The following is a 20,750-nucleotide window of genomic DNA, read 5'->3' as shown; positions in this document are numbered from 1 at the left end:
AAGATATAAATGGCAACTATAGTCTAACTTTTTCATTTCTGTTCCTTTATTGCCGTGTTTTTATATCTTCTTCCTGTTATATGAATTACGGGTAGTACTCAAATCTCTGCTTTATTTTTGATCGATAATAAATCCATAGCTATTCTGCCATTTCTGAACCTCAGTTCAGATCCTGAAAATGAATATTTCAGTGATGGCATCACCGAAGATATCATCAATGCATTGACCCGGATTCAGGGCTTAAAGGTGACGGCGAGAACGTCTTCGTTTGCATTCAAAGGAAAGCAGATGGATGTACGGCATATTGGTAATCAGTTGGGTGTGTCTACGGTATTGGAGGGCAGTGTTCGTAAGTCAAAGAAGAAAGTCCGTATTTCAGCTCAGCTGATACAAACAACCGATGGATTTCAAATATGGTCGGGTCGCTTTGATCGGGATATTGAGGATATCTTTGAGCTTCAGGATGAGATTAGCTTAGCTATCGCGGAACAGATAAGGGAAAATTTTGGACACCTGGAAATCGGTGAACGCCTGGTGGACGTACCCACGCAGAATATTCAGGCCTATAATCTATATTTAAAGGCGCGATATAATCACTTGCGCTGGGACCGTGAAGGCATTGGAAATGCGATGAAGTTTTATCCGCAATGCATTGAGATGGACCCGGATTTTTCCTGGCCCTATTTTGGAGCGGGTTACTGCCATTCCATGTTTGGATCCTGGACCCCAAATATAGACTCTCTTGATCTTGCTGCTGATTATATAGATCGGGGATTCGAAATTGATGATGAGTCATTTCTGGGATACTACAGCAAAGCAACACTTGAATTTTGGGGTCACTGGAATTACCGGGAAGCAGAAAAGCTATATCTGAGGTCCATGGCCTTAAATCCATCTTATACGGAAGCCGAGGAAGGGTTAGCTGAATTATATACGGCCATTGGCTGGTTCGATGAAGCCCTGGATCATACCAAACATATCCTTCAGCTGGATCCACTTTCGCCCAACCACCATTTCACCAAAGCAAATATTCATTATTTACAGAAAGAGTATGAATCGGCTCTTGTAAGCACAGAAGCAGCACTTCATATAGATCCGGCTTTTACGCATGCCATTGCCTTGAAGCAACTCTGCCTGGTCAAATTAAAGCGAAAGGAGGAGTTGGAGGCTTATTTAGGAAATACAGCATTGGCAGTATCTCCGAAATCAGTTAGGATGCTGTACACACTAACTAATCATCCCGCCGGTCATGCCATCAGTATTGAGGAAATTGATGAGGTTGCTCGAGAAGAAGGCGTTTCAATTATGCCCTGGCCTTTATTATTATACGCAGAGTTCGGGGCCAAAGAAAAGGCACTGGACCTTCTTCAGCATGCTGTTGTTGGAAAAAGAGGTCAGTTTGCAAACTTCCTAAGCCGCCCATTTCTTGACAAAATTCGGGAGACCGATGGTTTTAAAGAGTTGGTCAAAAATACATTCGAAGCATCCCGGTTACCCAATAAACGATCAAGGCCAGAGCTGAGTAACGGAAGTGCGCAGCGCAATATTGAGGTTGATACCAGAATATTGATGCAGCCTGCAGAGATCGAAATGGCTCTAAAAAAACTCGATCAGTTAATGCAACAAGATGAACGCTACCTTGATACGGGGTTAACTTTGAGAACTCTGGCTGCGGAAGCTGAACTTCACCCAAATAAACTATCATGGATGCTGAACGATCAGGTTGGGGTAAGCTTCAACGATTATGTTAATAATTTCCGGCTGGAGTGTTTTAAGCAGAAGGCGCTGGACTCTGCTAATAAGAATTTTACATTACTGGGTTTAGCTTTTGAAAGTGGATTTAATTCTAAATCTACATTCAATGATTACTTCAAAAAGAAAACAGGTACTACACCTCGTAAATGGCTGAAGAAGCATCAGTAGGAGAACGCGTTTACCGGTTGAGAAAACGCATTAAAAAAACCTTAACTCGTTCAACAATATGATTCCCGCTTTCCCGGGAATGACCAATGGGGGAGCGTTTAGAGTTATTTCGGTTGTTAAAGCAAAGTCATTCCTGCGCAGGCAGGGATATGAATGGAGCGAATGTCTCAACTTTATATGCTGGGATCAGTGTTCACAAAAAAAGAACGTAAGGTTATTTCGAGCTCAAACCGCTTAAAAGCTTTCCTGTAGCCGGTAATCGTGTTAAGAGACTTGATTAAGCCTTCACTGAGTATTGATTTTCAACAGAATCTTCATTTCCTATTCCTCGCTCTTCTCATTCTGTTGCTACGAGCCTTTTCATTGTTCTAAAAAGTCCGGGATTTCATCAAAAGTGCCGAAAATATCATTCTGCACGATTGGTATATCAATCGTGCTGATATTGGCTCCGCATTCAAAAACAGGCACCATGACAAAAATCTTAATTGCCGGAGCCAGTGGCTATCTCGGCAAATATATACTTGAAGAACTCAATAACTGGAAGATACCAGCTATAGCTTTGGTTCGATCTCCGGAAAAGTTGAAGGACCTGAATCTTGCAAACATCAAGATCGTGCAGGTCGAAGTAACCCGTCCTGAAACCCTGAGGGGTGTTTTTAAAGATGTCGAAACTGTGATATCAACCGTTGGCTTCACCCGACAAAATGATGGGTTTACCTATATGGATATCGATTACCAGGCAAATGTGAACGTGTTGCAGGAAGCAGAACGAGCCGGGGTTAGGAAATTTATATATGTGTCGGTATTAGACGGAGACATACTACGCCATCTTAAGTTCACTGAAGCAAAAGAACGTTTTGTGGAAGCCCTTAAAGCTTCGGGATTAGAATATACCATCATACGACCCAATGGGTTCTTTCCTGATCTGCGGGATGTGTTATACATGGCTGAGAAAGGCAGGGTTTTGTTATTTGGGAATGGAGATTCAAAGCTAAATCCTATCCACGGTGCTGACCTCGCGGAAGTGTGTATACGGGCTATTGCTCAGAAAGAAAAAGAAATAGCGGTTGGCGGACCAGATATCCTTACTCAAAATGAGATAGCAGAAATGGCTTTATGCGCTTGGAATAAACCGGCTAATATTGTTGAGCTTCCGGGCTGGATCAGGTCATTGATACTAAAAACAGCAAAGATTTTTCTTCCAGAGCAACGATTTGGACCGCTTGAATTCTTTCTCACACTTATGACGCGCGACCGTATTGCAACCCGCTACGGCACTCGTCGCTTACAGGACTTTTTTAACCAAGAAGTACAACTAATAAAACAACAATCCAATCAAAAATAATCTTATCAATATGAAATCTTATACATTTATCATTCTAACGGCCGTGGCATTTCTGCTTACCGGCTGTGGAAACGCAGGTATGTTTGTGGCCTCTAATAGTACCGAGGTTCAGCTAAAAGAAGGAAACTATACTATTGTGGCTAAAAATGTGACGGGCACCTCTGAAACATCGTATTTATTTGGAGCCAGTTATTCATGGGGTGTTGCCACTAATTCCGCAGGTATAATTCCTCTTGATGGAAATAAAATGTTATATAAAGAAGCTCGTGAATCGCTTTGGGATAACTTCGAGAAACAAGGAGAAGCGATCGAAGGGAGGACACTTGCGCTTATTAACATCCAATATGACTGCAACACGACGAACTTTATGGTTTATACAAAAGCATCGGTTTCTATTACCGCTGATATCATAGAGTTTGAATAGATAAAGTAGATATAGCCTATGAATAAAAGATTCCATTCGATTACGAATGGAATCTTTTATTAACATAAAGTCTTGATCGAATCTATATAATGTCTGGCTTATCCGTGCTCTTCAATCACTTTAATACCTGCTAGTCTTGTTAGTAGAGTCAATAGAAATAATCAGTATAAGAAGGTTCGCATGATTCAAAAAGCGGGTCAGGCTTTTTTGTTTTTAAAAAGGGCATCAGAAAACGTATTATCAGTATCATTTCTTAGTCGAACTCAACAAAAAGCCAATAATCCGGAAGAGTTGAACACTTTTTTTGATACAACGTATTTGTTTTCGTCTTACTCTACAGAGCATTTTGTGGTGCTCCTGCTATTCCTGGGCTTTTGCATCTGGTTCATCCCGTTTATGAAAACACGAAGCACTGAAAAGCAGCGGAAGGTGTTGTTGGTTCTTGCGGTAATGATGTCCATTTCTCAACTGATGAAGATTCCGCTGAATATGTATACCGGCACTTTTGACGTAGCTCACGATATCCCTCTTCACATGTGTAATTTCCTTCCTTTTGTACTTGTATGGGTATATATGAAGAAGGACAGGGATACCTGGGCTGTCCTATTTTTTTGGGTGGTTTTGGGTGTATCACAAGCGAACCTCACGCCCTCCGTTCAGTTTTCCCTTTTTCACTATGATGCTATTCGCTACTGGATGGTTCATTTGTTATTGGTGTTGGTCGCTCTGTATCCGGCCATTGAGTGGGGGTGGGAGCTTAAGCTTGGCGATGTCGGTCGTTCGGTAGTTGCACTGAATGTAGTTGCACTCCTGGTTGGGGGAATTAACATGATGCTGGGCAGTAACTACCTGTATGTAATGGGCAAACCCCCGGGTACTACTTTCTTCAGTATTTTGCCTGAATGGCCGGTGTACCTGATCTATCTTGAGCTCATTTTCTTAGTGTGGGCACTGCTGGTTTATGGATTATTTCGTTGGGTGAAAAGGGGGTTTCGGGACATTGGTTCAACAAAGGAACTCAGCTAATAGTTAGTCTACATATCTTTCGCAAACGGGCATGGGCCGTGTTATTAAGAGAGATGGCAAATAAAAAAAGCCCGGACTCAATTAAGAACCCGGGCTTGTAACTACATAATACAGTGATCAGAGTTTGGTTGGGTTTGGTGCGTCTCCATACACTTCCTTAGGGTCAAAGACCTTCTCGTCTTCTTCAAAGGTTAGCTCACCATCTTTATGCTCAAATTCTTCGCCGGTAGGTACGCTTCGGTAAAAGCATGACCGATAACCAACGTGGCAGCTGGCACCATTTCCCTGTACTTCAACGCGCAGCCATACACAGTCCTGGTCGTCGTCAATGCGCATTTCCTTGATGATCTGAGTCAGCCCGGATGTGGCTCCTTTATGCCAGAGCGTTTCCCGGCTTCGGCTGTAATACACGGCCTCACCCAATTCAATAGTTTTTTTAAAGGCTTCCTCATTCATGTACCCGTGCATCAGTAATTCACCGGATTCATAATCGGTGGTTACGACCGGAATAAGTCCGTCTTCTTGGAATTTGGGAGCCAGCTCGGTTCCTTCTTCAACTTGCTCTACCGTTTTTCTCTTTTTGAATGTGATGTTTGCCATAATAGGTGGTTAGTCATCCCGAGGCTACTACCGAAGGTTCTACACGTGTCCGAATCTTGAAGATTCTTCGCTTTCGCTCTGAATGACTGAATTATCTAAAGTTCGATGTTGGTTGTTTCTTGTTCTGTTTTCGATGTTCTTTTAGGAACCGGATCATATCCATCGCCGCCCCAGGGATGGCATCGTCCGATTCGTTTAATGCCCATCCAAAATCCTTTTAAAGGTCCCCATTCTTCCACCGCTTCAATCATATATCGGGAACAGGTAGGGGAGTATCGGCAGCTTTTTCCTAACCATGGAGATATCGCCGCCTGATAAAATTTTACTAAACTGACAATCAGCAGGCTGAATATGTTACTCAACCATTTCATTTGTCTATTTCGAAGGAAGTACCATCTTTGCCATCCATAAGCTGCACGCCCAGCTCATTCAGGTCGTCCCGGATTTTATCCGAAAGCTCGAAGTTCTTATTGGTTCTGGCATCCTTACGAATCTCAATTAACAGGTCAATTAAATCGCTGGTTAACTGTTCGTCTCCTCCGGCTTCCTCACCCGGCCAGATACCAAGTACTTCTTCCACAACGCTGTGCAGGAATACTTTAACCGCATCAAGGTTCGAAGGTACGTCTCCGTCGTTAATACGTTTGCGAATTTCCTTTAGCTTCTCAAACAAAATGGCAATGGCCTGAGCCGAATTGAAATCATCATTCATCGATGACTCAAATGCTTCTTTAAAGCTCTTCAGGTCAAACTCATCTCCATCACCCGGTTCAGTTTGTTCGATAGTCTGAATCATAGAGTGAAGGTTCTTTAAACCGGTTTCTGCACCGGCTAAAGCCTCTTCAGAAAAATCGGTGGTACTTCTGTAATGACTTTGAAGCAGGAAAAACCTAATCACTTCCGGTGGCCAGGCACGGGTCAGGAGGGTATGATCACCCGTAAAAAACTCGTGTAGGTTAATCGCATTTCCCAGCGATTTTCCCATCTTTCGGCCTTCCAGCGTTACCATGTTGTTGTGCAACCAATACTTTACAAAATCTTTATCGTGTGCACATTCGGCCTGGGCAATTTCACATTCATGGTGCGGAAACTGATTTTCGAGTCCGCCCCCGTGTATATCAAAACTCTCCCCAAGATACTTGGTACTCATAGCCGAGCATTCGATATGCCAGCCGGGATAGCCAACACCCCAGGGAGAATCCCACTTCATAATGTGCTTTTCATCTGCTTTTTTCCAAAGGGCAAAATCTTCGGGACTTTTCTTGTCGGAAGCTGTTTCTACGCGTGTACCTGATTCCGCATCTTCGGTTTTACGGCCACTCAGTTTACCATATTCCTTATCCGAGGATACATCAAAATATACATTCCCGTTTACCTCATACGCATGGCCGTTCTCGATCAGCTTTTTCACCATGGCAATCTGCTCGGGGATATGTCCCGTTGCACGGGGTGCAATATCTGGCCGGAGTACATTAAGAGCATCCATATCCCGGAAATAGGTGTAGGTGTACTTCTCGGCGATTTCCATAGGCTGTACTTTCTCGATACGTGCCTGCTTGCTGAGCTTGTCTTCCCCTTCTTCAGCGTCATCCACCAAATGACCAACATCGGTGATATTCTGAACATATCGCACTTTATAACCCAGGTACCGGAGATAGCGAAGCACTACATCAAAAGAAACATAGCTCTTGGCATGCCCAAGATGCGCATCTCCATAAACCGTAGGCCCGCATACGTACATACCCACATGTGGCGGGCTCAGCGGTTCAAACAGTTCTTTCTTGCGGGATAGGGTGTTGTAAACGTGAAGTTGTTGGGTGCCTTTATCAGCCACAGCGATTATTGGATCTCGGTGTTATTAGTGATGTAATCAATGAATTTCTGCTGGGTAGCTTCGTCTTTAAAAGCACCACGATATTCAGCTGTAATGGTGCTGCTGCTTTGGTCTTTAATGCCACGAGTGGAAACACATAAGTGTTTACTGTCAATAAAAACAGCTACGTCTTCGGTTTCCAGGGCTTCCTGTAGTTCATCGGCAATTTGCAGGGTGAGCCGCTCTTGTACCTGAGGTCGACGGGAGTAGTAATCCACGATTCGGTTGATTTTTGAAAGACCGATTACTTTTTTGCCGGACGAAATATATCCAACGTGAGCTTTCCCGAGGAAAGGGAGAAAGTGGTGTTCACAAAAGGAAGTCACCTGAATATTCTTTTCAACAAGCATGCCTTTATAGTCGTAATTGTTATTAAACTGACGGGCTACCGGCTTATTTTTGGGATTCAATCCCTCAAAAATTTCTTTTACATACATCTTCGCCACACGGTATGGGGTGCCTTTCAGGCTGTCGTCGGTTAAGTCGAGGCCCAAAGCATGCATTATTTCTGCAAAATGCTCCTGAATAATTTCAATTTTCTCTTCGTCGGTTTTTTCAAAAGCATCATCGCGCAGGGGAGTACTTACTCCGTTACTGATGTGGTCTTCGCCGATCTCTTCGGCAGTGATTTTATCTAAATCCAATGTTTTCAATATTTCTGATTTATAAATCATGGAGAACAGGACAAGCCTGTGCCTTTTAAACAGAACCTCAAAGTTAAGGGTTCCTGCTATTAATTGACAGCTAAAGAACACTGAACATTGAACAAGAAACATTGAATTTTGAAGGGGCGTATTTTGGGAATTACGATAGTTATAATAGATATTCATGACCAGTGACCAGTGACCAGTGACCAGTGACCAGTGACCAGTGACCAACGAATAACGAATAACGAAAATCCGACATGATCAAACACGTAGTAATGTGGAAGCTTAAAGAAGTGGCTGAAGGTAAAACGAGGAATGAAAATGCGGAGGTGATGAAGAAACTGCTGGAAGATCTTCCGAGTAAAATCGAGGAGTTAATCAACGCAGAAGTGGGGATTAATATACTGGAAGGAACAGACGATGCAGTTTGTGATGTAGTTCTAACCACAGAATGCGCATCCGAAGAAGATCTTAAAACCTATGCGGTTCATCCCGATCACCAGAAAGTTGTGGACTTCATCAAGAAGGTTGTGACAGAAAGAAGGGTAGTGGACTATGTTTTATGAGTGACGAGTGACGAGTGACGAGTGACGAGTGACGAGTGACGAGTGACGAGTGACCAACGACCAAAGACCAACGACTAACGACTAACGAATAACGAATAACGAATAACGAATGAACGAACCCGATCCTATAGAAATACCGATTAACGGAGTCCTGGATCTGCATCTCTTCAACCCCAAAGAATTAGGAGAGTTGATACCAGATTACATAGAAGCTTGCCGTGAAAAGGATATTTATTCAATTCGGATTATCCATGGGAAGGGAAAAGGGGTGTTGAGACGAACGGTGCATAGTTTGTTGGAGCGAAATCCGCATGTAGTATCATACAGTCTGGCCAGCGACCGAAGCGGATGGGGAGCAACAATAGCCGAACTAACAAAAGACTAATCTTCGGCTTTGGTTACATCGCCGCCCTGCAGTTGGTACTTATCCCCGGATTCAGGACAGGTGGCTCGTCCATCATCTCCGAACTCCAATCGATGCCCGTACTCACTGACCCACCCGATTTGTTTGGCGGGATTGCCAACCATTAACGCATAGGGAGGAACCGGTTTGGTGATTACAGCTCCGGCTCCGATCAAACAATATTTACCCAGTTCATTTCCACAGATAACGGTAGCATTGGCGCCAATGGATGCTCCTTTATGAACCCGGGTTTCTACATACTCATCACGACGAACTACAGCGCTTCTGGGATTAACGATGTTAGTAAACACCATGGAAGGCCCGAGAAAAACATCATCTTCGCAGATAACACCCGTGTAAATAGACACATTGTTCTGAACCTTAACATTACGGCCGAGCTTCACCTTGGGAGATACCACTACATTCTGCCCCAGGTTACAATTTTCTCCGAGTTCAGCATCCGGCATTACATGAGTGAAGTGCCATATTTTGGTTCCTTTTCCAATGACAGCGCCATCGTCAATTACAGCCGTTTCGTGTGCGAAATAATCCATATCCTTTAATTTAATTCGGTTGGATATTACCAATTGTTTAGCTGTACTGAAAGTGAAGGAAGTTTTTGGATGATACTTTTTTTATCCTCACTCCACGTAAAGGCTGAACGGACAGTCTAACCAAGAAATTTATGATGAGCAGGAAAAAACAAACAGAAAGACTACAACGGTTCTGTGAGTATATAGCCCGAAAAACAGAACGTTTGGAAGAATATAGTCGGCGTTATTCGTTGGCGAGGGGAGTTGTTTTCTTTACGATTTTGGCTTTTGGTTACTTCACATCCGGAGCCATAAACGACTATTTATATGTTCTTGGGCTCTTAGTGGGAATCGTCGGATTTTTGTATCTGGCCGATCGACACCAAAAAGTGCACAAAGCTATTGAGAAGCTGGGGCACCTGAAAGAGATCAAGCAACAGCATATTGCCCGGTTAGAACTGGACTGGGAGAAAATTCCCAAAAGGCGATATGATAAGGATGTGAAAGATCATCCTTTTGCGAACGATTTGGATATTGTGGGAAATTACTCGCTGCATCATTTAGTGGATTCTTCGTTATATGAAGGTGGCTCAGAGAAATTGCTAAGCTGGTTGATGAATGAAATTCCTGTTAAAGAAGATATCTTACTGCGCCAAAAATTGATACGGGAGCTTATTCCTTTACAAGCCTTCAGGGATAAACTTTCTACGATTGGCAGATATACTCAAAGTCATACTTCTGAGAAGGACTGGACGGAAGACCGAATGCTTGCATGGCTTCGCCAACCGGAGCAAACCGGCTATAAGCTCCCTTTGTTGGTCCTGTCGCTATTATCTGTTTCAACATTGATAACGGCTGCTTTCGCCTGGACGGGAATTGTGCCCGTGATTGTTCCACTGATTTCTTTACTCCTATATCTGAGCTACTACAAACTCAAGAGTGATATGATAGCCGGGTTGTTTGAGGCCGCTTACCAGATGGAAAAGATGTTGGGGCGTTTTCGTGGGCTGTTGGCGCACGTGGAAGATTTCAAAGTTTCTAATAAAGAAAACCTGCAGAAATTATTAGAGGTGTATCAATCTGCAGAAACCAAGCCTTCGGTTTATTTGAAGAAAGTAAAAAAGCTGATCAGCGCCGCTTCGCTACAAGCCAATCAGGTGTTGTGGCCTCTGGTTAATTTAGTTCTTCCGTGGGACATGTATTACTCCATGAAGATGGAAAAACTGAAAAAGGAGCTCGAACCTCGTCTCGCAGAATGGCTGGATACTTTCTATGAACTGGAAGCACTTAATTCCCTGGCTAACTTTGGGGCTTTGCACCTCGAGTACACCTTTCCTGAACTGACAAACAACTCCAGCGTTTTGTTTGAGGCTAAAGAATTAGGGCACCCGTTAATTCCGGTTCATCAAAAAGTAGCGAATGACTTTAAAGTGGAGGAGGGGAAAGACCTGTTTTTGATTACCGGTTCCAATATGGCGGGCAAAAGTACTTTTCTGAGAACGGTTGGCATCAATTTGTGTCTTGCTTATGCGGGTGCTCCGGTCAATGCCACATCGCTGAACACCAACTTATTTCGGGTGTTTACCAGTATCAATGTAAAAGATTCACTGGAAGGGGGATTATCTCATTTTTATGCTGAGGTAAGACGTTTGCGAACGCTGCTTAATAAACTGGGCAATGAGGAAGAATTCCCGCTTTTCTACTTTGTGGACGAGATTTTTAAAGGTACCAATAACCGGGAGCGATTTCAGGGGAGTACCGCTTTTCTTAAGGAAATAGCCGGGAATAACGGAGTGGGGATGGTTTCTACCCACGATCTGGAATTAGCCACACTGGAAAAGGAAATCCCGGAACTCAGTAACCGGCATTTTGCCGAAACCATTGAACATGGAAGAATGAGTTTTGAGTATAAAATCAAAGAGGGACCTTGCCCTACTACCAATGCCCTTAAGATTATGAAGATGGAAGGCCTTCCTGTGGAGTGAAAAATAACTTCATATTCTTCATGTAATCTTCATAAATAGTAAAATTTGATCTACGTAACTAATTGCTATTCAATTACTTGGCTGGGTAAATAATTTATATTCTTCACAATCTCTTCATGAAAATGTGATTTCTTTTAGGTGAGTTAATTAACGAACTCAGATAAATAATACCTAAAGAGGTCGATATGTTAAAGACTACATTTTCAATACTAATCACACTTTTACTGAGTACAACTCTATTTGCACAAACCTATCAAATCGTGCCAGCCGAAAGCGAGATTATCGTTTGGGGAACTTCAAACGTTCACGACTGGGAAGCCCCGGCTGAGGAGTACTCTGGCTCAGCAAACATAAAAGTTTCCGGAGATTCACTCATTTCAATTTCAAACCTGCAATTCACCGTTGTTGCTGAAGAAATTAACAGCGGTAAAGGCGGTATGGATAAGCGAATAGATGATGCACTTAAAGTAAAGAAGCATCCGAATATTACTTTTTCATTAACCGAAATTCAAAGTATTGGCTCTTCCTCCATAACGGCTAACGGTGAACTTACCATAGCAGGAGTAACCAAGAACGTACAGATGGAAGTTGAATATCAGCTTCAGCCAGACGGCAGTATCCTGATTAGCGGAAAACAGAACATAGATATGACTGAATTTAATGTTGATCCACCCACCGCCATGTTCGGTAGCATCAAAGCCGGCGCGAAGGTAGATGTGGAATTCAATGCCAAATTCTCTCAATAATAATCTCAATAAACAACAAACTAACCAACAACAAAAAATCCTAAGGTCATGAAATCTCAAACCAAATATATCACAGCATTTCTATTAGCCTTTATCATGGGTGTGAGCTCTGCTTATGCCCAGCAGAAACCACTGCAATACTTCAGAGCTCCCGGACAGGCTGGTCTGAATGTATTTGAAACTCCTAAAACTACAGACGTTGAATTTGACGGATTGTATGTTCGAGTGGGAGGCGACTTCGCTCTCCAGTTCCAGGGAATTTCCCAGGATAACGCTGACAATTCTTTGTTAGTTAACGAATTGGCAAATAATTTTAACCTGCCAACAGCCAACCTCAACCTTGATGTTCAGCTTGAAGATGGTTTGAGAATGCACCTCAGAACCTATCTTTCTTCAAGACACCATGCTGAAGCTTATGTAAAAGGTGGATACATGCAGATAGATAAATTAGACTTTATCTCAGAAGGTTTTGCCGAAGATCTGATGGATGTTTTGACCATTCGCGTAGGTATGGATCAATATAACTATGGCGATACTCACTTCCGCAGATCTGATAACGCTGCAGCTATCTATAATCCTTTTGTAGGTAACTACCTGATGGACAGCTTCTCAACTGAGCCTTTCATTGAGTTCACTTACCAGAACAACGGAATCATTGGTGTAATAGGTGCAACCAATGGTAGATTGAACCAAAGTCCTGTTGATGGCGACAATGGATTTGTTACATTCGGTAAGCTTGGATATGACAAGCAAATGAGTGACGATCTCCGTTTCCGTCTCACCGGATCTTTCTACAACAGTACTGACAAAGGTACCCGCGACTATCTATACGGTGGCGACCGTGCCGGCTCTCGTTACTATGCAATCCTTTCTGGCGGTGACTTTGAAGGCAGATTCAACCCAAGATTTTCTTCTCAGTCAGCTTTCCAAATCAACCCATTTGTGAAGTTCCAGGGACTTGAGTTCTTCGGAGTGTATGAAATGGCAAGTAACAACGGTACCGGTGGTGGTTCTTTCTCACAAATTGGTGCAGAAGTGCTCTACCGATTTGGTTCAGCTGAAGACTTCTATATCGGTGGCCGTTACAATACTGTAACTGGTGAATCAGCTGACAATGCTCCTACACAAACTGTAGACAGAATTAACGTAGGTGCCGGATGGTTCCTGACCAGCAACGTACTTACCAAATTAGAGTATGTAAGCCAGTCTTACAGCGATGATGGCTGGAACACAACCGTATATGAGGATGCAGAATTTAGCGGAATCATGTTAGAAGCTGTGATAAGCTTCTGATATACCGACCTCATAGGAAAAGGGCGGGCTGTGAAAGGCTCGCCTTTTTTTGTTTTATGGAATAGGTAAGGAATAAATATCAGGACTCAAACCGAATTACCAACTCAAATACAATATCCAGTTCATCGCTTACCTGAACGAGTCCAAAAAGAGGAGAGGGAGGCGTAAGGCCAAAGTCGGTCATATACAAAATTTTGTTACCGCCCACCTGTACGGCTTCTTCGGTACTGGAGAAAGCATCAAGAGGTACTTCGTAGTTTCGTTCAACACCGGCAATGGTGATTGTGACATTGGCTGATTTTGGAACCGGGTTCTCTTCATTCTCCAGAATCAATTCATTCAGCGTAATTTGAATAAAGGGATGTTCTTTATACTTCAAAGTACTTCGAAAATCACGGTTAATCGCTTTCTTGCCACAATCAAACCGGCTGATTTCTAAAAACAGGGACACCCCGTCCACATTGATGGTATCCGCTTCAAAGTGATAACTGAAACCAAGAGAGTCCTGTTGTAACTCATGTTCTGATTCACACTTAAAATCATTCACATTTGATTTTCCATTAATGCTTAACTTACTCTCATTGCTCAAGCGTGCTTTTTCGTTTTGCGCAAAACACAGCAAAGGAAGCATGCATAAAGCCGGAATCAAAATAGTTTGAAGAACCTTTCTCATACTCATAATTTGACAGGAAGCAGACGATCAGTTGAAAAGTTGAAGAATTAACAGACTCAATGATACAAGATTTATTACAAGCAGCAACCGAAATTGCTAAAATCGGCGGACATCATACCTTAAAATATTTTAAAAAGAATGTGGAAGTCATTAGTAAAGATGATGATTCTCCCGTGACTATAGCTGATCGCGAAACCGAACAAATAATGAGGGAGGAAATCCTGAAACGATTTCCTGACCACGGCATCATTGGTGAAGAATACGGTAAAACCAATGAAGATAGCAACGTAAAATGGGTACTGGATCCGATAGACGGTACAAAATCTTTTATTCATGGCATTCCATTTTATACCACGCTGATTGGTGTGTTAGTGGATGATGAACCACAAGTGGGCATTATTTATGCTCCGGCTTTAGAAGAACTTTGTGCCGCAGCCAAAGGAGAGGGGGCTACGTTGAATGGAGCACCCTGCCGGGTACGCAAAACCGATAAACTGGAAGATGCTACCTTATTGGTAACTGAGATTTTCAAGTTTAAGGAAATGGGGCAGCAGGAAATTTTTGAGGAACTGATGGCCAAAACCAAACTACACAGAACATGGGGAGATGCTTATGGTCACATGATGGTAGCTACCGGTCGTGCTGACCTCATGTACGATCCCGAACTTAATATTTGGGATGCCGCCGCGTTATTGCCGGTGATGCAGGAAGCAGGTGGTGTTTTCAGTGATATTGAGGGCAATGAAACTATCTTTTCAGGTAATGGATTCTCCACCAACAAGAATCTGTTCCCTGAGGTAATGAAAATATTTGAAGCACATACCAACTAATGAAAAAAGGACTATTTACTACGCTTTTTACACTTCTTTTTGTGACAACACTTTTTGGTCAGTCGTCGATAAACTGGGACTATAAAGCTTATCCTGAACTTCCTTATGAGCTGAACAGCATTGATTTGGAAGTAACGGTAGAGCCGGAATCCGCACTGATTAAAGCAACAGGTACTTACCGTATCAGTTCCAGACAACCTGATCTTACACAAGTGGTTTTCAATACCTCAAATTTGGATGTGAAAGAAGTGTCAAGCAGCGGTCAGGCTCTTGAGTTTCGTGTGAGTTCAGATTCATTGATCATAGAGCTGCAGGATACGCTGAATACGGACCAAAGCTCCAGCTTTTTAATTAGCTGGGAGAGTTCTTCACCCTATGGAATTAATACCGATGTTTATGGAAACCTTTGGACTTCCTTAAATCCCCGTTCCCGTCACCACTGGACTCCCATTCCGGACCACCCCGAAGTAGAGTCAGTTATAAACGCCAGGTTCACTATCCCGGCCGATCTTCAAGTGATATTCAACGGAAATAAAGTAGGAGATGAAGTTGTTTCTACCGATGAGAAACAGGTTGAGTGGAGTTCAGAAACTGAGGTTCCGGTATCTGGAATTACCTTTTCAGTTGGAAGTTTTCTGACAGAAAGTGCCCGTTCAGGGGTAAAGGAAGTCTCTATTCATGCATCCGAAAATGCATTACTTGAAGGAGTTCGGTCAGGATTGTTATCTATCGCTGTTGAAAGCCTGAAGAAATATGAAAACACGTTCTCCTACGAGTTCCCATATTCTGCTCTTCACATCGTTGTGCTGCCTGATAATCACTGGGAAGAAATACAGTCCGGAGCCGGGATCATATATTTGTATCAGAACCTGGGAAGCCTGTCCACTCAATTGAAGAGAGGGATTGCGGAACAATGGTTGGGAAATTACCACCGCTACCTTGATACGCCCGATTCACGCTATGAGTTTTTGAAAGCCCTGGTAACTCAAAGCAGTGATACCGTACCCTTGTTGAACCCGGATAACCTGCAGTCGATCCAAGGCTGGAATAAATGGGTCCGGGGAATTGGGAATATGCAGAATCAATTTCTTATAGAAACCATCAGGGAATCTCTCCCGGAGCTAATTCAGCAAGTGCAGGGGGTAAGCGGGTGGAGTGAATACGCCGACTTCTGGTACGATGAAACCGGTTCTTACTGGAAGAGCTTGCCGGAACCTCTTTTAAATGAAGATAATCAACAGCAGGAAGGATATACCTATCAGGTGGATTATCGGTACAATGAATTAGAGCCTTCGCTCACTTTACACTTTCAGGCGAAATCGGAGCCGGTGGGCACCCTTGCCGGACTGGAACTGGTTCAATATGGTTTTATGGATACCACACGGTCAGAAATCACCTTTACAGGTGCAACCGATTCTGTTGCCGTGGATCTGATTTCAGGAGTTGAGTATGTAACTCTGCATCCCCAAACCGAATTTGAGCTGAATCTGGAGGAGAAAAAACCCTTTATGTTTTTAATCCGCCAGTTGCGGAGTTCCAATCCCGGTGAAAAGATAGAAGCCGCACGACAATTGAGACAGTACACCGACAATCCGGATTTACAGCTTGCCCTGCAGGACGTTTTGGAAACGGAAGGGGAGCCGGAAGTCCGGGCGGCCTTGCTTGCCACGTTAGGGGAAATAACCAAAGGAGCATCGGGAACGGAGCAGAACTTCCTGGATCAACTCAACAGCGATAATCTGGCCACACGCTTGTCTGCGATCAGAGCGCTTGCTGATTATCCCGAGAATGAACAGGTGAGGTACGCTGTAAGAAACACGCTTATCAGGGCTGAAATTGATACGGTGTTTGCCACGGCTTTGAACACCTATGGTAAACTGGCCGAAGCCGAAGACCTGATATCCTTAACAGAGCGATTGGAAAGAAGTGGTGATGCTGATAAAGCCATTAACGTTCTGCAGGTTGCCGTTCAAACAGATACAACTCGAGAATCCATATCCATTGCAGATCGGATGGCACTGGGGGATTACCCGTATTCCATCAAAAAACAGGCGCTCAATATTCTGCTAACCTATGAGCAAAACCAGGAGTACTGGAATCAAACTATAGAAATGCTCATGTCTGACCGGGACCCCAGAATTCGTTACCAGGCACTGGATGCCGTGAAATATCTGTCTGCCAAGAAAACGGTTGATATACTCAAAGATCGCTTGAAAGAGGAAATGGATCCCAGGGTGGCCAGTAAGATCAGACGGATTATGTAGCCCGGAATCTACTTTCAGTCTTCATTTATTTGAAGTAGATTCACCGTCATTCAAGACAAAATTTCGGGGACAATGGCGGGCATTAGATTCAAATATACCAATCGACAGCTTTTTATAGGATGTGCATCCGGTTTCTTTGCCATCATAGGTACCATTGCGTTCGTGTACATTCTTTTTAATCTGAATGATTTTCTGGAAACACATGCACTGGAAACGGTATTCCTGATTATTATGGGTGCCATAATGGTGTTCTCTTTTTTTGCAAAGATGAATGGGGGTAAAGAGTTGAAATCAAAAGCCGAGCTATCGGGTACATCACTTATAGTGAAAGGGGAACACCGGTATATGCTAACCGACCTTATGCTGGATGAATACCAATCGGAGAATTATCACTGTTTCCACCTGTACAACAGGGATAACAATTTCACGCTTTATACCAATGAGAAAGACGATTTAATCAAGCACTTGTTAGAATCTGATGTCCAAAAAAACCGGTTTGAAATTGAGGTGTATGATTTCGAGCGCAACTCATCAACGGTTATGATTCAAGCCAAATCAGGGAGAATGCTTGGTTTTAACCTGGACAGTGGCTCATATTCCATTTTTCAAAAGGATGATGCCGATGAAGACAAAGCCTTGTATGAGCCGGAGTACTTTATACAAACACCGGGGTATAAGAGAAAGCAGTAGGAACGAAGCCTGCAATTTATATTAAGATGATTGAACCAACGATTGAAAACCTCCATACACCATCCGTTCAGCATCAAAAATCAATCGTTCAGGGTCGGTTAAAGGGCCTACTAATTCTGCCATCCTTGGGTCGTTGGGAACTTGTTTGTTGGCCAAATCACGGGTTTCTTTCGAAGGAAATAAAACCCATCCAAACACAATTACTTCGTCTTCCTTTAAATCCACAAGTTCAGTAAAAGAACGGGTGCCTTCCACCTTCAAGTCTTCCTCAACAAATTCGAAGTAAGCAAGTGCTCCATATTCTTTCCAAATTTCAGCTACTTTTTCAGCTACACTCTTGTAATCGTTCAGGTGTTTTTGCGGAACCGGAAATACAAAACCGTCGATATAGTGTGTCATGTTACTTTCCATTTGTTGGCAAACATAGTGATAAGTTCTTTTCTACAGAGTGATAATACCAGAGGGAAAGGGGAAACCAAAAATCTTTATTCTGTTTTAGTCATCTTGTTTGCAACTTTAGGTTGTTGCACGATGACATCCAAAACTTTTTCTATCTCATCAATGAAATCATCACTCAGACCAACAACCTGTTCTTCGTAATATTCCGAAGCCATAAAAAATTCTTTTTTGGCCTCTGAATGAAATTTAATAGTCACTCTTGAATGCGTTTTCTCGCTTGTTTTAAAACATCACTGAGAGTAATGCTTTGTTATGCCTGAACAGCCTTAAGTGGAGCAATTTCTTTGCTTGGTCGATTCGAGGATAAATCATACATGGCCTGTAGATTTAACCAAAACTCAGGAGAAGTATTTAAAGCTTTCGATAGCAGCCAAGCGGTATCCGAAGAAATTCCTCGTTTTCCCCGAACAATTTCATTAACACGCTGAATTGGAATATCCAGATGATCTGCTAATTCTTTCTGAGTTAATTCCATCGGTTCAAGATACTCTTTGAGTAGAATTGTACCGGGATGTGTGGTTATTCTGTTTTGTGGAATCATGGGTTCACCTTTTTCTAATGATAATCAACAATTGCTACATCAAAAGCACTGGAATCTTCCCAACGAAAAATGATTCTCCATTGGGCATTAATTCGAATACTGTGATATCCTTTATAATCTCCACGCAGAGCCTCTAATCTGTTGCCTGGAGGTGAAATTAGATCATCCAAAGAAGTGGCCGCATTCAGAATATCTAATTTGTAGATTGCTGAATCAAGGATTTGAGTGGGTAATTTTCGAACCTTACTGCTCGAATTTCCATGAAACAGATCTGATGTTGCTTTGTCTCCGAATGATTTGATCATTCTTTAATTTAATGGATTAACGGTATCCATGCAACGAAATTGTATTGCTAAGGCATAACGACCCGGCGTTTAAACGGCGCGGGGATTAGGGGATTATGAGTTGGTTGAAGTAGCGAAATTAATTCCTGGCTATCAAGTTCCATCGCACCCCGTCCTGCCTGTCCCGAACATTCGGGGCGTCCGATATAAAACGCCTTGTTAGTGTGCAGGTGGATTATGCGCGCGATCTCCAAGATTCTGGATTCCGATGTTGATGAAGGATTGCAAATACCGAAATCACAGCTTTTTGTTCGATAAAGTAAATTGAAAACGGAAATCGGTTAACTAAGGCTCTTCGAATTGTACTTTTGTAAACAACTTGGTGTTGATGAGGAGTACGAAGAACAGAAGTAATCTTTACATCCACACAACGAGCAAATTCTTTTCCTAACCCCGGATCTTGGCTCTCGTACCAATCATAAGCATCATCGAAATCTTTTTCAGCCTGGGGGTAAGAATTAGTCTTTTAGACACAGCTTATAAATATTTTGCTTTGATTTCATCCCACGACTTACCATTTGAAGTATCTGCATCAAGAGTTTGCAATCGCTCTTCTAAAATATTTTCATGGTGTTCAGGTACATCAATTTGCTCGGGATCAGAAGCTATTGAATCCCACAAAGCTTCTACCAAAATGATTTTTTCGTTTTTATTAAGCCGCGATAATTCTTTGATGAGCGAGTCTTCCATAATGAATGAATTAAATTAGATGCAGCAATTTGAACAAAAAGAACCTCGAAAGCAATCGCGGGATAAATGCTTGATGAGGCACACTAACGACCCGGCGTTTAAACGGCGAGTCTGGGGGTTAAATTAACGACCCGAACCGCGTTCGAGTCCGCTGGAAACGCCTTGTTATGCCTACGGTTATTTTCTTGACTGCCAATAACCCGGTTTTCGTTTCATATGCTTTACAGCAGTAATTGTGATATCACTTTCAGAAAAGTCATAAATAATTTCATAAGGAAAGCGGTCAAGTAAAATTCTTCGATCTTGTTTGGTAAGTAAAGATCCTGATTGAGGATGTGCTAATGCTTGAGCGATGGCTTCTTCTATCTCATCAAGAAATTCAGCCCCAAGCCCAGCTGACTTGTCTTCATAGTATTGAATGGAATTCGTTAACTCTTTTACTGCTTCAGGATGATATTGAAAAGTCATTTTTTAAGAAGTTCTCGAGCAGCCTTATGCACTTCTTGACCTGAGATTGGAGTTACTTTTCCCGATTTGATCTCAGCTTTTCTACGTTTGACTTCATCAATCCAAGCTTGCTCAATATCATCATCAACTCGCGGGTCAAGGCTATAAATAAGTTGCTTCGCTAATTCAGCTCGATGATTCTCGTCTAACTCAAGGGCCAAATGCTGAATTTCTTTATAATCTGTAATCATAGCTTTGGGATTAATTTCTTTCTCCAATCTATTGAAAAACGGACAATTCTGACAATTATTTATTGAGTGGAAGAGTGGGTATAACGACCCGGCGTTTAAACGGCGCGGGGATTATGATTTCTTTGAAGTAGCGAAATTAATTTCTGGCAAACAAGTTCCATCGCACTTCGTCCGCGTCCGATTTAAAACGCATTGTT

General features: G+C 42.6%; 25 protein-coding genes and 1 pseudogene. 12 read left to right on the top strand and 14 right to left on the bottom strand.

Annotation, left to right across the window (positions count from 1 at the left end):
* The first annotated feature begins 117 nt into the window (after positions 1-117).
* From ABFW99_RS00620 to ABFW99_RS00605, 4 genes are all read left to right on the top strand, one after another.
* The gene (locus ABFW99_RS00620; RefSeq protein WP_349355295.1) at positions 118-1,923 is read left to right on the top strand and encodes a helix-turn-helix domain-containing protein; all 1,806 of its coding nucleotides are present in this window, start codon (positions 118-120) and stop codon (positions 1,921-1,923) included.
* Positions 1,924-2,392: 469 nt separating this feature from the next.
* Positions 2,393-3,268: an SDR family oxidoreductase gene (locus ABFW99_RS00615; RefSeq protein ID WP_349355294.1), complete on the top strand. Its 876-nt coding sequence runs from the start codon at positions 2,393-2,395 to the stop codon at positions 3,266-3,268.
* A gap of 10 nt (positions 3,269-3,278) precedes the next feature.
* Complete coding sequence (locus ABFW99_RS00610) at positions 3,279-3,692, top strand: DUF6567 family protein (protein ID WP_349355293.1); 414 nt, start codon at positions 3,279-3,281, stop codon at positions 3,690-3,692.
* Between the two features lie 180 nt (positions 3,693-3,872).
* The gene (locus ABFW99_RS00605; RefSeq protein ID WP_349355292.1) at positions 3,873-4,718 is read left to right on the top strand and encodes a TMEM164-related integral membrane acyltransferase; all 846 of its coding nucleotides are present in this window, start codon (positions 3,873-3,875) and stop codon (positions 4,716-4,718) included.
* 117 nt (positions 4,719-4,835) lie between these two features.
* Here ABFW99_RS00605 and hisI read toward each other — a convergent pair whose 3' ends face one another.
* The 4 genes from hisI to folE all read right to left on the bottom strand — a co-directional run bounded on the left by hisI (position 4,836) and on the right by folE (position 7,865).
* Positions 4,836-5,318, bottom strand: coding sequence for a phosphoribosyl-AMP cyclohydrolase (gene hisI, locus ABFW99_RS00600; protein ID WP_349355291.1), 483 nt, complete (start codon positions 5,316-5,318; stop codon positions 4,836-4,838).
* Positions 5,319-5,413: 95 nt separating this feature from the next.
* The gene (yidD, locus tag ABFW99_RS00595; protein ID WP_349355290.1) at positions 5,414-5,689 is read right to left on the bottom strand and encodes a membrane protein insertion efficiency factor YidD; all 276 of its coding nucleotides are present in this window, start codon (positions 5,687-5,689) and stop codon (positions 5,414-5,416) included.
* Entirely contained in the window at positions 5,686-7,152 is a 1,467-nt protein-coding gene (gene cysS / locus ABFW99_RS00590) for a cysteine--tRNA ligase (RefSeq protein WP_349355289.1), read from the bottom strand. The genes yidD and cysS overlap by 4 nt, the downstream gene beginning before the upstream one ends.
* Positions 7,153-7,157: 5 nt before the next feature.
* Positions 7,158-7,865 (bottom strand): GTP cyclohydrolase I FolE, encoded by a 708-nt coding sequence (gene folE / locus ABFW99_RS00585; RefSeq protein ID WP_349355288.1) that lies wholly within the window; start codon positions 7,863-7,865, stop codon positions 7,158-7,160.
* Positions 7,866-8,095: 230 nt separating this feature from the next.
* Here folE and ABFW99_RS00580 point away from each other — a divergent pair, with 230 nt between their 5' ends.
* Positions 8,096-8,404 carry a Dabb family protein gene (locus ABFW99_RS00580; protein ID WP_349355287.1) on the top strand — a complete coding sequence of 103 codons (309 nt, stop codon included), beginning with the start codon at positions 8,096-8,098 and terminating at the stop codon, positions 8,402-8,404.
* A gap of 109 nt (positions 8,405-8,513) precedes the next feature.
* Positions 8,514-8,789: a Smr/MutS family protein gene (locus ABFW99_RS00575; RefSeq protein WP_349355286.1), complete on the top strand. Its 276-nt coding sequence runs from the start codon at positions 8,514-8,516 to the stop codon at positions 8,787-8,789.
* On the opposite strand, the gene ABFW99_RS00570 is transcribed toward ABFW99_RS00575, so the two are convergent.
* Positions 8,786-9,361, bottom strand: coding sequence for an acyltransferase (locus tag ABFW99_RS00570; protein ID WP_440707385.1), 576 nt, complete (start codon positions 9,359-9,361; stop codon positions 8,786-8,788). The two genes, ABFW99_RS00575 and ABFW99_RS00570, sit on opposite strands and share 4 nt — an antisense overlap.
* Positions 9,362-9,492: 131 nt before the next feature.
* On the opposite strand from ABFW99_RS00570, the gene ABFW99_RS00565 reads away from it, so the two are divergent.
* From ABFW99_RS00565 to ABFW99_RS00555, 3 genes are all read left to right on the top strand, one after another.
* Positions 9,493-11,325, top strand: a complete 1,833-nt coding sequence (locus ABFW99_RS00565) for a MutS family DNA mismatch repair protein (RefSeq protein ID WP_349355285.1) — start codon at positions 9,493-9,495, stop codon at positions 11,323-11,325.
* A gap of 185 nt (positions 11,326-11,510) precedes the next feature.
* The gene (locus ABFW99_RS00560) at positions 11,511-12,071 is read left to right on the top strand and encodes a YceI family protein (RefSeq protein ID WP_349355284.1); all 561 of its coding nucleotides are present in this window, start codon (positions 11,511-11,513) and stop codon (positions 12,069-12,071) included.
* Between the two features lie 48 nt (positions 12,072-12,119).
* Entirely contained in the window at positions 12,120-13,364 is a 1,245-nt protein-coding gene (locus tag ABFW99_RS00555) for a hypothetical protein (protein ID WP_349355283.1), read from the top strand.
* A 79-nt stretch (positions 13,365-13,443) separates the two neighbouring features.
* On the opposite strand, the gene ABFW99_RS00550 is transcribed toward ABFW99_RS00555, so the two are convergent.
* Positions 13,444-14,037 carry a YceI family protein gene (locus ABFW99_RS00550; RefSeq protein WP_349355282.1) on the bottom strand — a complete coding sequence of 198 codons (594 nt, stop codon included), beginning with the start codon at positions 14,035-14,037 and terminating at the stop codon, positions 13,444-13,446.
* Positions 14,038-14,096: 59 nt separating this feature from the next.
* On the opposite strand from ABFW99_RS00550, the gene hisN reads away from it, so the two are divergent.
* The 3 genes from hisN (at position 14,097) to ABFW99_RS00535 (ending at position 17,821) form a co-directional block, all read left to right on the top strand.
* Positions 14,097-14,867: a histidinol-phosphatase gene (hisN, locus tag ABFW99_RS00545; RefSeq protein WP_349355281.1), complete on the top strand. Its 771-nt coding sequence runs from the start codon at positions 14,097-14,099 to the stop codon at positions 14,865-14,867.
* On the top strand, positions 14,867-17,131 hold the full coding sequence (locus tag ABFW99_RS00540) for a hypothetical protein (protein ID WP_349355280.1): 2,265 nt from the start codon (positions 14,867-14,869) through the stop codon (positions 17,129-17,131). The genes hisN and ABFW99_RS00540 overlap by 1 nt, the downstream gene beginning before the upstream one ends.
* A gap of 72 nt (positions 17,132-17,203) precedes the next feature.
* The gene (locus ABFW99_RS00535; protein WP_349355279.1) at positions 17,204-17,821 is read left to right on the top strand and encodes a hypothetical protein; all 618 of its coding nucleotides are present in this window, start codon (positions 17,204-17,206) and stop codon (positions 17,819-17,821) included.
* 21 nt (positions 17,822-17,842) lie between these two features.
* On the opposite strand, the gene ABFW99_RS00530 is transcribed toward ABFW99_RS00535, so the two are convergent.
* From ABFW99_RS00530 to ABFW99_RS00495, 8 genes and pseudogenes are all read right to left on the bottom strand, one after another.
* Positions 17,843-18,220, bottom strand: a complete 378-nt coding sequence (locus ABFW99_RS00530) for a DUF1428 domain-containing protein (protein ID WP_349355278.1) — start codon at positions 18,218-18,220, stop codon at positions 17,843-17,845.
* An 86-nt stretch (positions 18,221-18,306) separates the two neighbouring features.
* Positions 18,307-18,477, bottom strand: coding sequence for a hypothetical protein (locus tag ABFW99_RS00525; protein WP_349355277.1), 171 nt, complete (start codon positions 18,475-18,477; stop codon positions 18,307-18,309).
* A gap of 53 nt (positions 18,478-18,530) precedes the next feature.
* Positions 18,531-18,821 carry a HigA family addiction module antitoxin gene (locus ABFW99_RS00520; protein WP_349355276.1) on the bottom strand — a complete coding sequence of 97 codons (291 nt, stop codon included), beginning with the start codon at positions 18,819-18,821 and terminating at the stop codon, positions 18,531-18,533.
* Positions 18,822-18,835: 14 nt separating this feature from the next.
* Positions 18,836-19,126, bottom strand: coding sequence for a type II toxin-antitoxin system RelE/ParE family toxin (locus ABFW99_RS00515; protein ID WP_349355275.1), 291 nt, complete (start codon positions 19,124-19,126; stop codon positions 18,836-18,838).
* Between the two features lie 214 nt (positions 19,127-19,340).
* Positions 19,341-19,604 (bottom strand): annotated as a pseudogene (locus ABFW99_RS00510) (type II toxin-antitoxin system RelE/ParE family toxin); the annotation flags it as partial.
* A 38-nt stretch (positions 19,605-19,642) separates the two neighbouring features.
* The gene (locus ABFW99_RS00505; protein WP_349355274.1) at positions 19,643-19,855 is read right to left on the bottom strand and encodes an addiction module protein; all 213 of its coding nucleotides are present in this window, start codon (positions 19,853-19,855) and stop codon (positions 19,643-19,645) included.
* A gap of 177 nt (positions 19,856-20,032) precedes the next feature.
* On the bottom strand, positions 20,033-20,323 hold the full coding sequence (locus ABFW99_RS00500; RefSeq protein WP_349355273.1) for a type II toxin-antitoxin system RelE/ParE family toxin: 291 nt from the start codon (positions 20,321-20,323) through the stop codon (positions 20,033-20,035).
* Complete coding sequence (locus ABFW99_RS00495) at positions 20,320-20,580, bottom strand: addiction module protein (protein ID WP_349355272.1); 261 nt, start codon at positions 20,578-20,580, stop codon at positions 20,320-20,322. The genes ABFW99_RS00500 and ABFW99_RS00495 overlap by 4 nt, the downstream gene beginning before the upstream one ends.
* Between the last annotated feature and the right edge of the window lie 170 nt (positions 20,581-20,750).

Origin of the sequence: Gracilimonas sp. BCB1 (assembly GCF_040117685.2) — a bacterium.
Classification (GTDB): domain Bacteria; phylum Bacteroidota; class Rhodothermia; order Balneolales; family Balneolaceae; genus Gracilimonas.
Note: the sequence above shows the minus strand (reverse complement) of the source record. Positions and strands in the feature narration are given on the sequence as shown.

Coding starts and splice junctions, on each gene's coding strand:
- ABFW99_RS00555 (WP_349355283.1), top strand. CDS start 12,120: ATGAAATCTCAAACCAAATATATCACAGCATTTCTATTAGCCTTTATC.
- ABFW99_RS00550 (WP_349355282.1), bottom strand. CDS start 14,037: ATGAGAAAGGTTCTTCAAACTATTTTGATTCCGGCTTTATGCATGCTT.
- ABFW99_RS00605 (WP_349355292.1), top strand. CDS start 3,873: ATGATTCAAAAAGCGGGTCAGGCTTTTTTGTTTTTAAAAAGGGCATCA.
- ABFW99_RS00560 (WP_349355284.1), top strand. CDS start 11,511: ATGTTAAAGACTACATTTTCAATACTAATCACACTTTTACTGAGTACA.
- ABFW99_RS00565 (WP_349355285.1), top strand. CDS start 9,493: ATGATGAGCAGGAAAAAACAAACAGAAAGACTACAACGGTTCTGTGAG.
- hisN (WP_349355281.1), top strand. CDS start 14,097: ATGATACAAGATTTATTACAAGCAGCAACCGAAATTGCTAAAATCGGC.
- ABFW99_RS00535 (WP_349355279.1), top strand. CDS start 17,204: ATGGCGGGCATTAGATTCAAATATACCAATCGACAGCTTTTTATAGGA.
- ABFW99_RS00580 (WP_349355287.1), top strand. CDS start 8,096: ATGATCAAACACGTAGTAATGTGGAAGCTTAAAGAAGTGGCTGAAGGT.
- ABFW99_RS00570 (WP_440707385.1), bottom strand. CDS start 9,361: ATGGATTATTTCGCACACGAAACGGCTGTAATTGACGATGGCGCTGTC.
- yidD (WP_349355290.1), bottom strand. CDS start 5,689: ATGAAATGGTTGAGTAACATATTCAGCCTGCTGATTGTCAGTTTAGTA.
- ABFW99_RS00575 (WP_349355286.1), top strand. CDS start 8,514: ATGAACGAACCCGATCCTATAGAAATACCGATTAACGGAGTCCTGGAT.
- ABFW99_RS00610 (WP_349355293.1), top strand. CDS start 3,279: ATGAAATCTTATACATTTATCATTCTAACGGCCGTGGCATTTCTGCTT.
- ABFW99_RS00500 (WP_349355273.1), bottom strand. CDS start 20,323: ATGACTTTTCAATATCATCCTGAAGCAGTAAAAGAGTTAACGAATTCC.
- hisI (WP_349355291.1), bottom strand. CDS start 5,318: ATGGCAAACATCACATTCAAAAAGAGAAAAACGGTAGAGCAAGTTGAA.
- ABFW99_RS00515 (WP_349355275.1), bottom strand. CDS start 19,126: ATGATCAAATCATTCGGAGACAAAGCAACATCAGATCTGTTTCATGGA.
- folE (WP_349355288.1), bottom strand. CDS start 7,865: ATGATTTATAAATCAGAAATATTGAAAACATTGGATTTAGATAAAATC.
- ABFW99_RS00540 (WP_349355280.1), top strand. CDS start 14,867: ATGAAAAAAGGACTATTTACTACGCTTTTTACACTTCTTTTTGTGACA.
- ABFW99_RS00520 (WP_349355276.1), bottom strand. CDS start 18,821: ATGATTCCACAAAACAGAATAACCACACATCCCGGTACAATTCTACTC.
- ABFW99_RS00530 (WP_349355278.1), bottom strand. CDS start 18,220: ATGACACACTATATCGACGGTTTTGTATTTCCGGTTCCGCAAAAACAC.
- ABFW99_RS00615 (WP_349355294.1), top strand. CDS start 2,393: ATGACAAAAATCTTAATTGCCGGAGCCAGTGGCTATCTCGGCAAATAT.
- ABFW99_RS00505 (WP_349355274.1), bottom strand. CDS start 19,855: ATGGAAGACTCGCTCATCAAAGAATTATCGCGGCTTAATAAAAACGAA.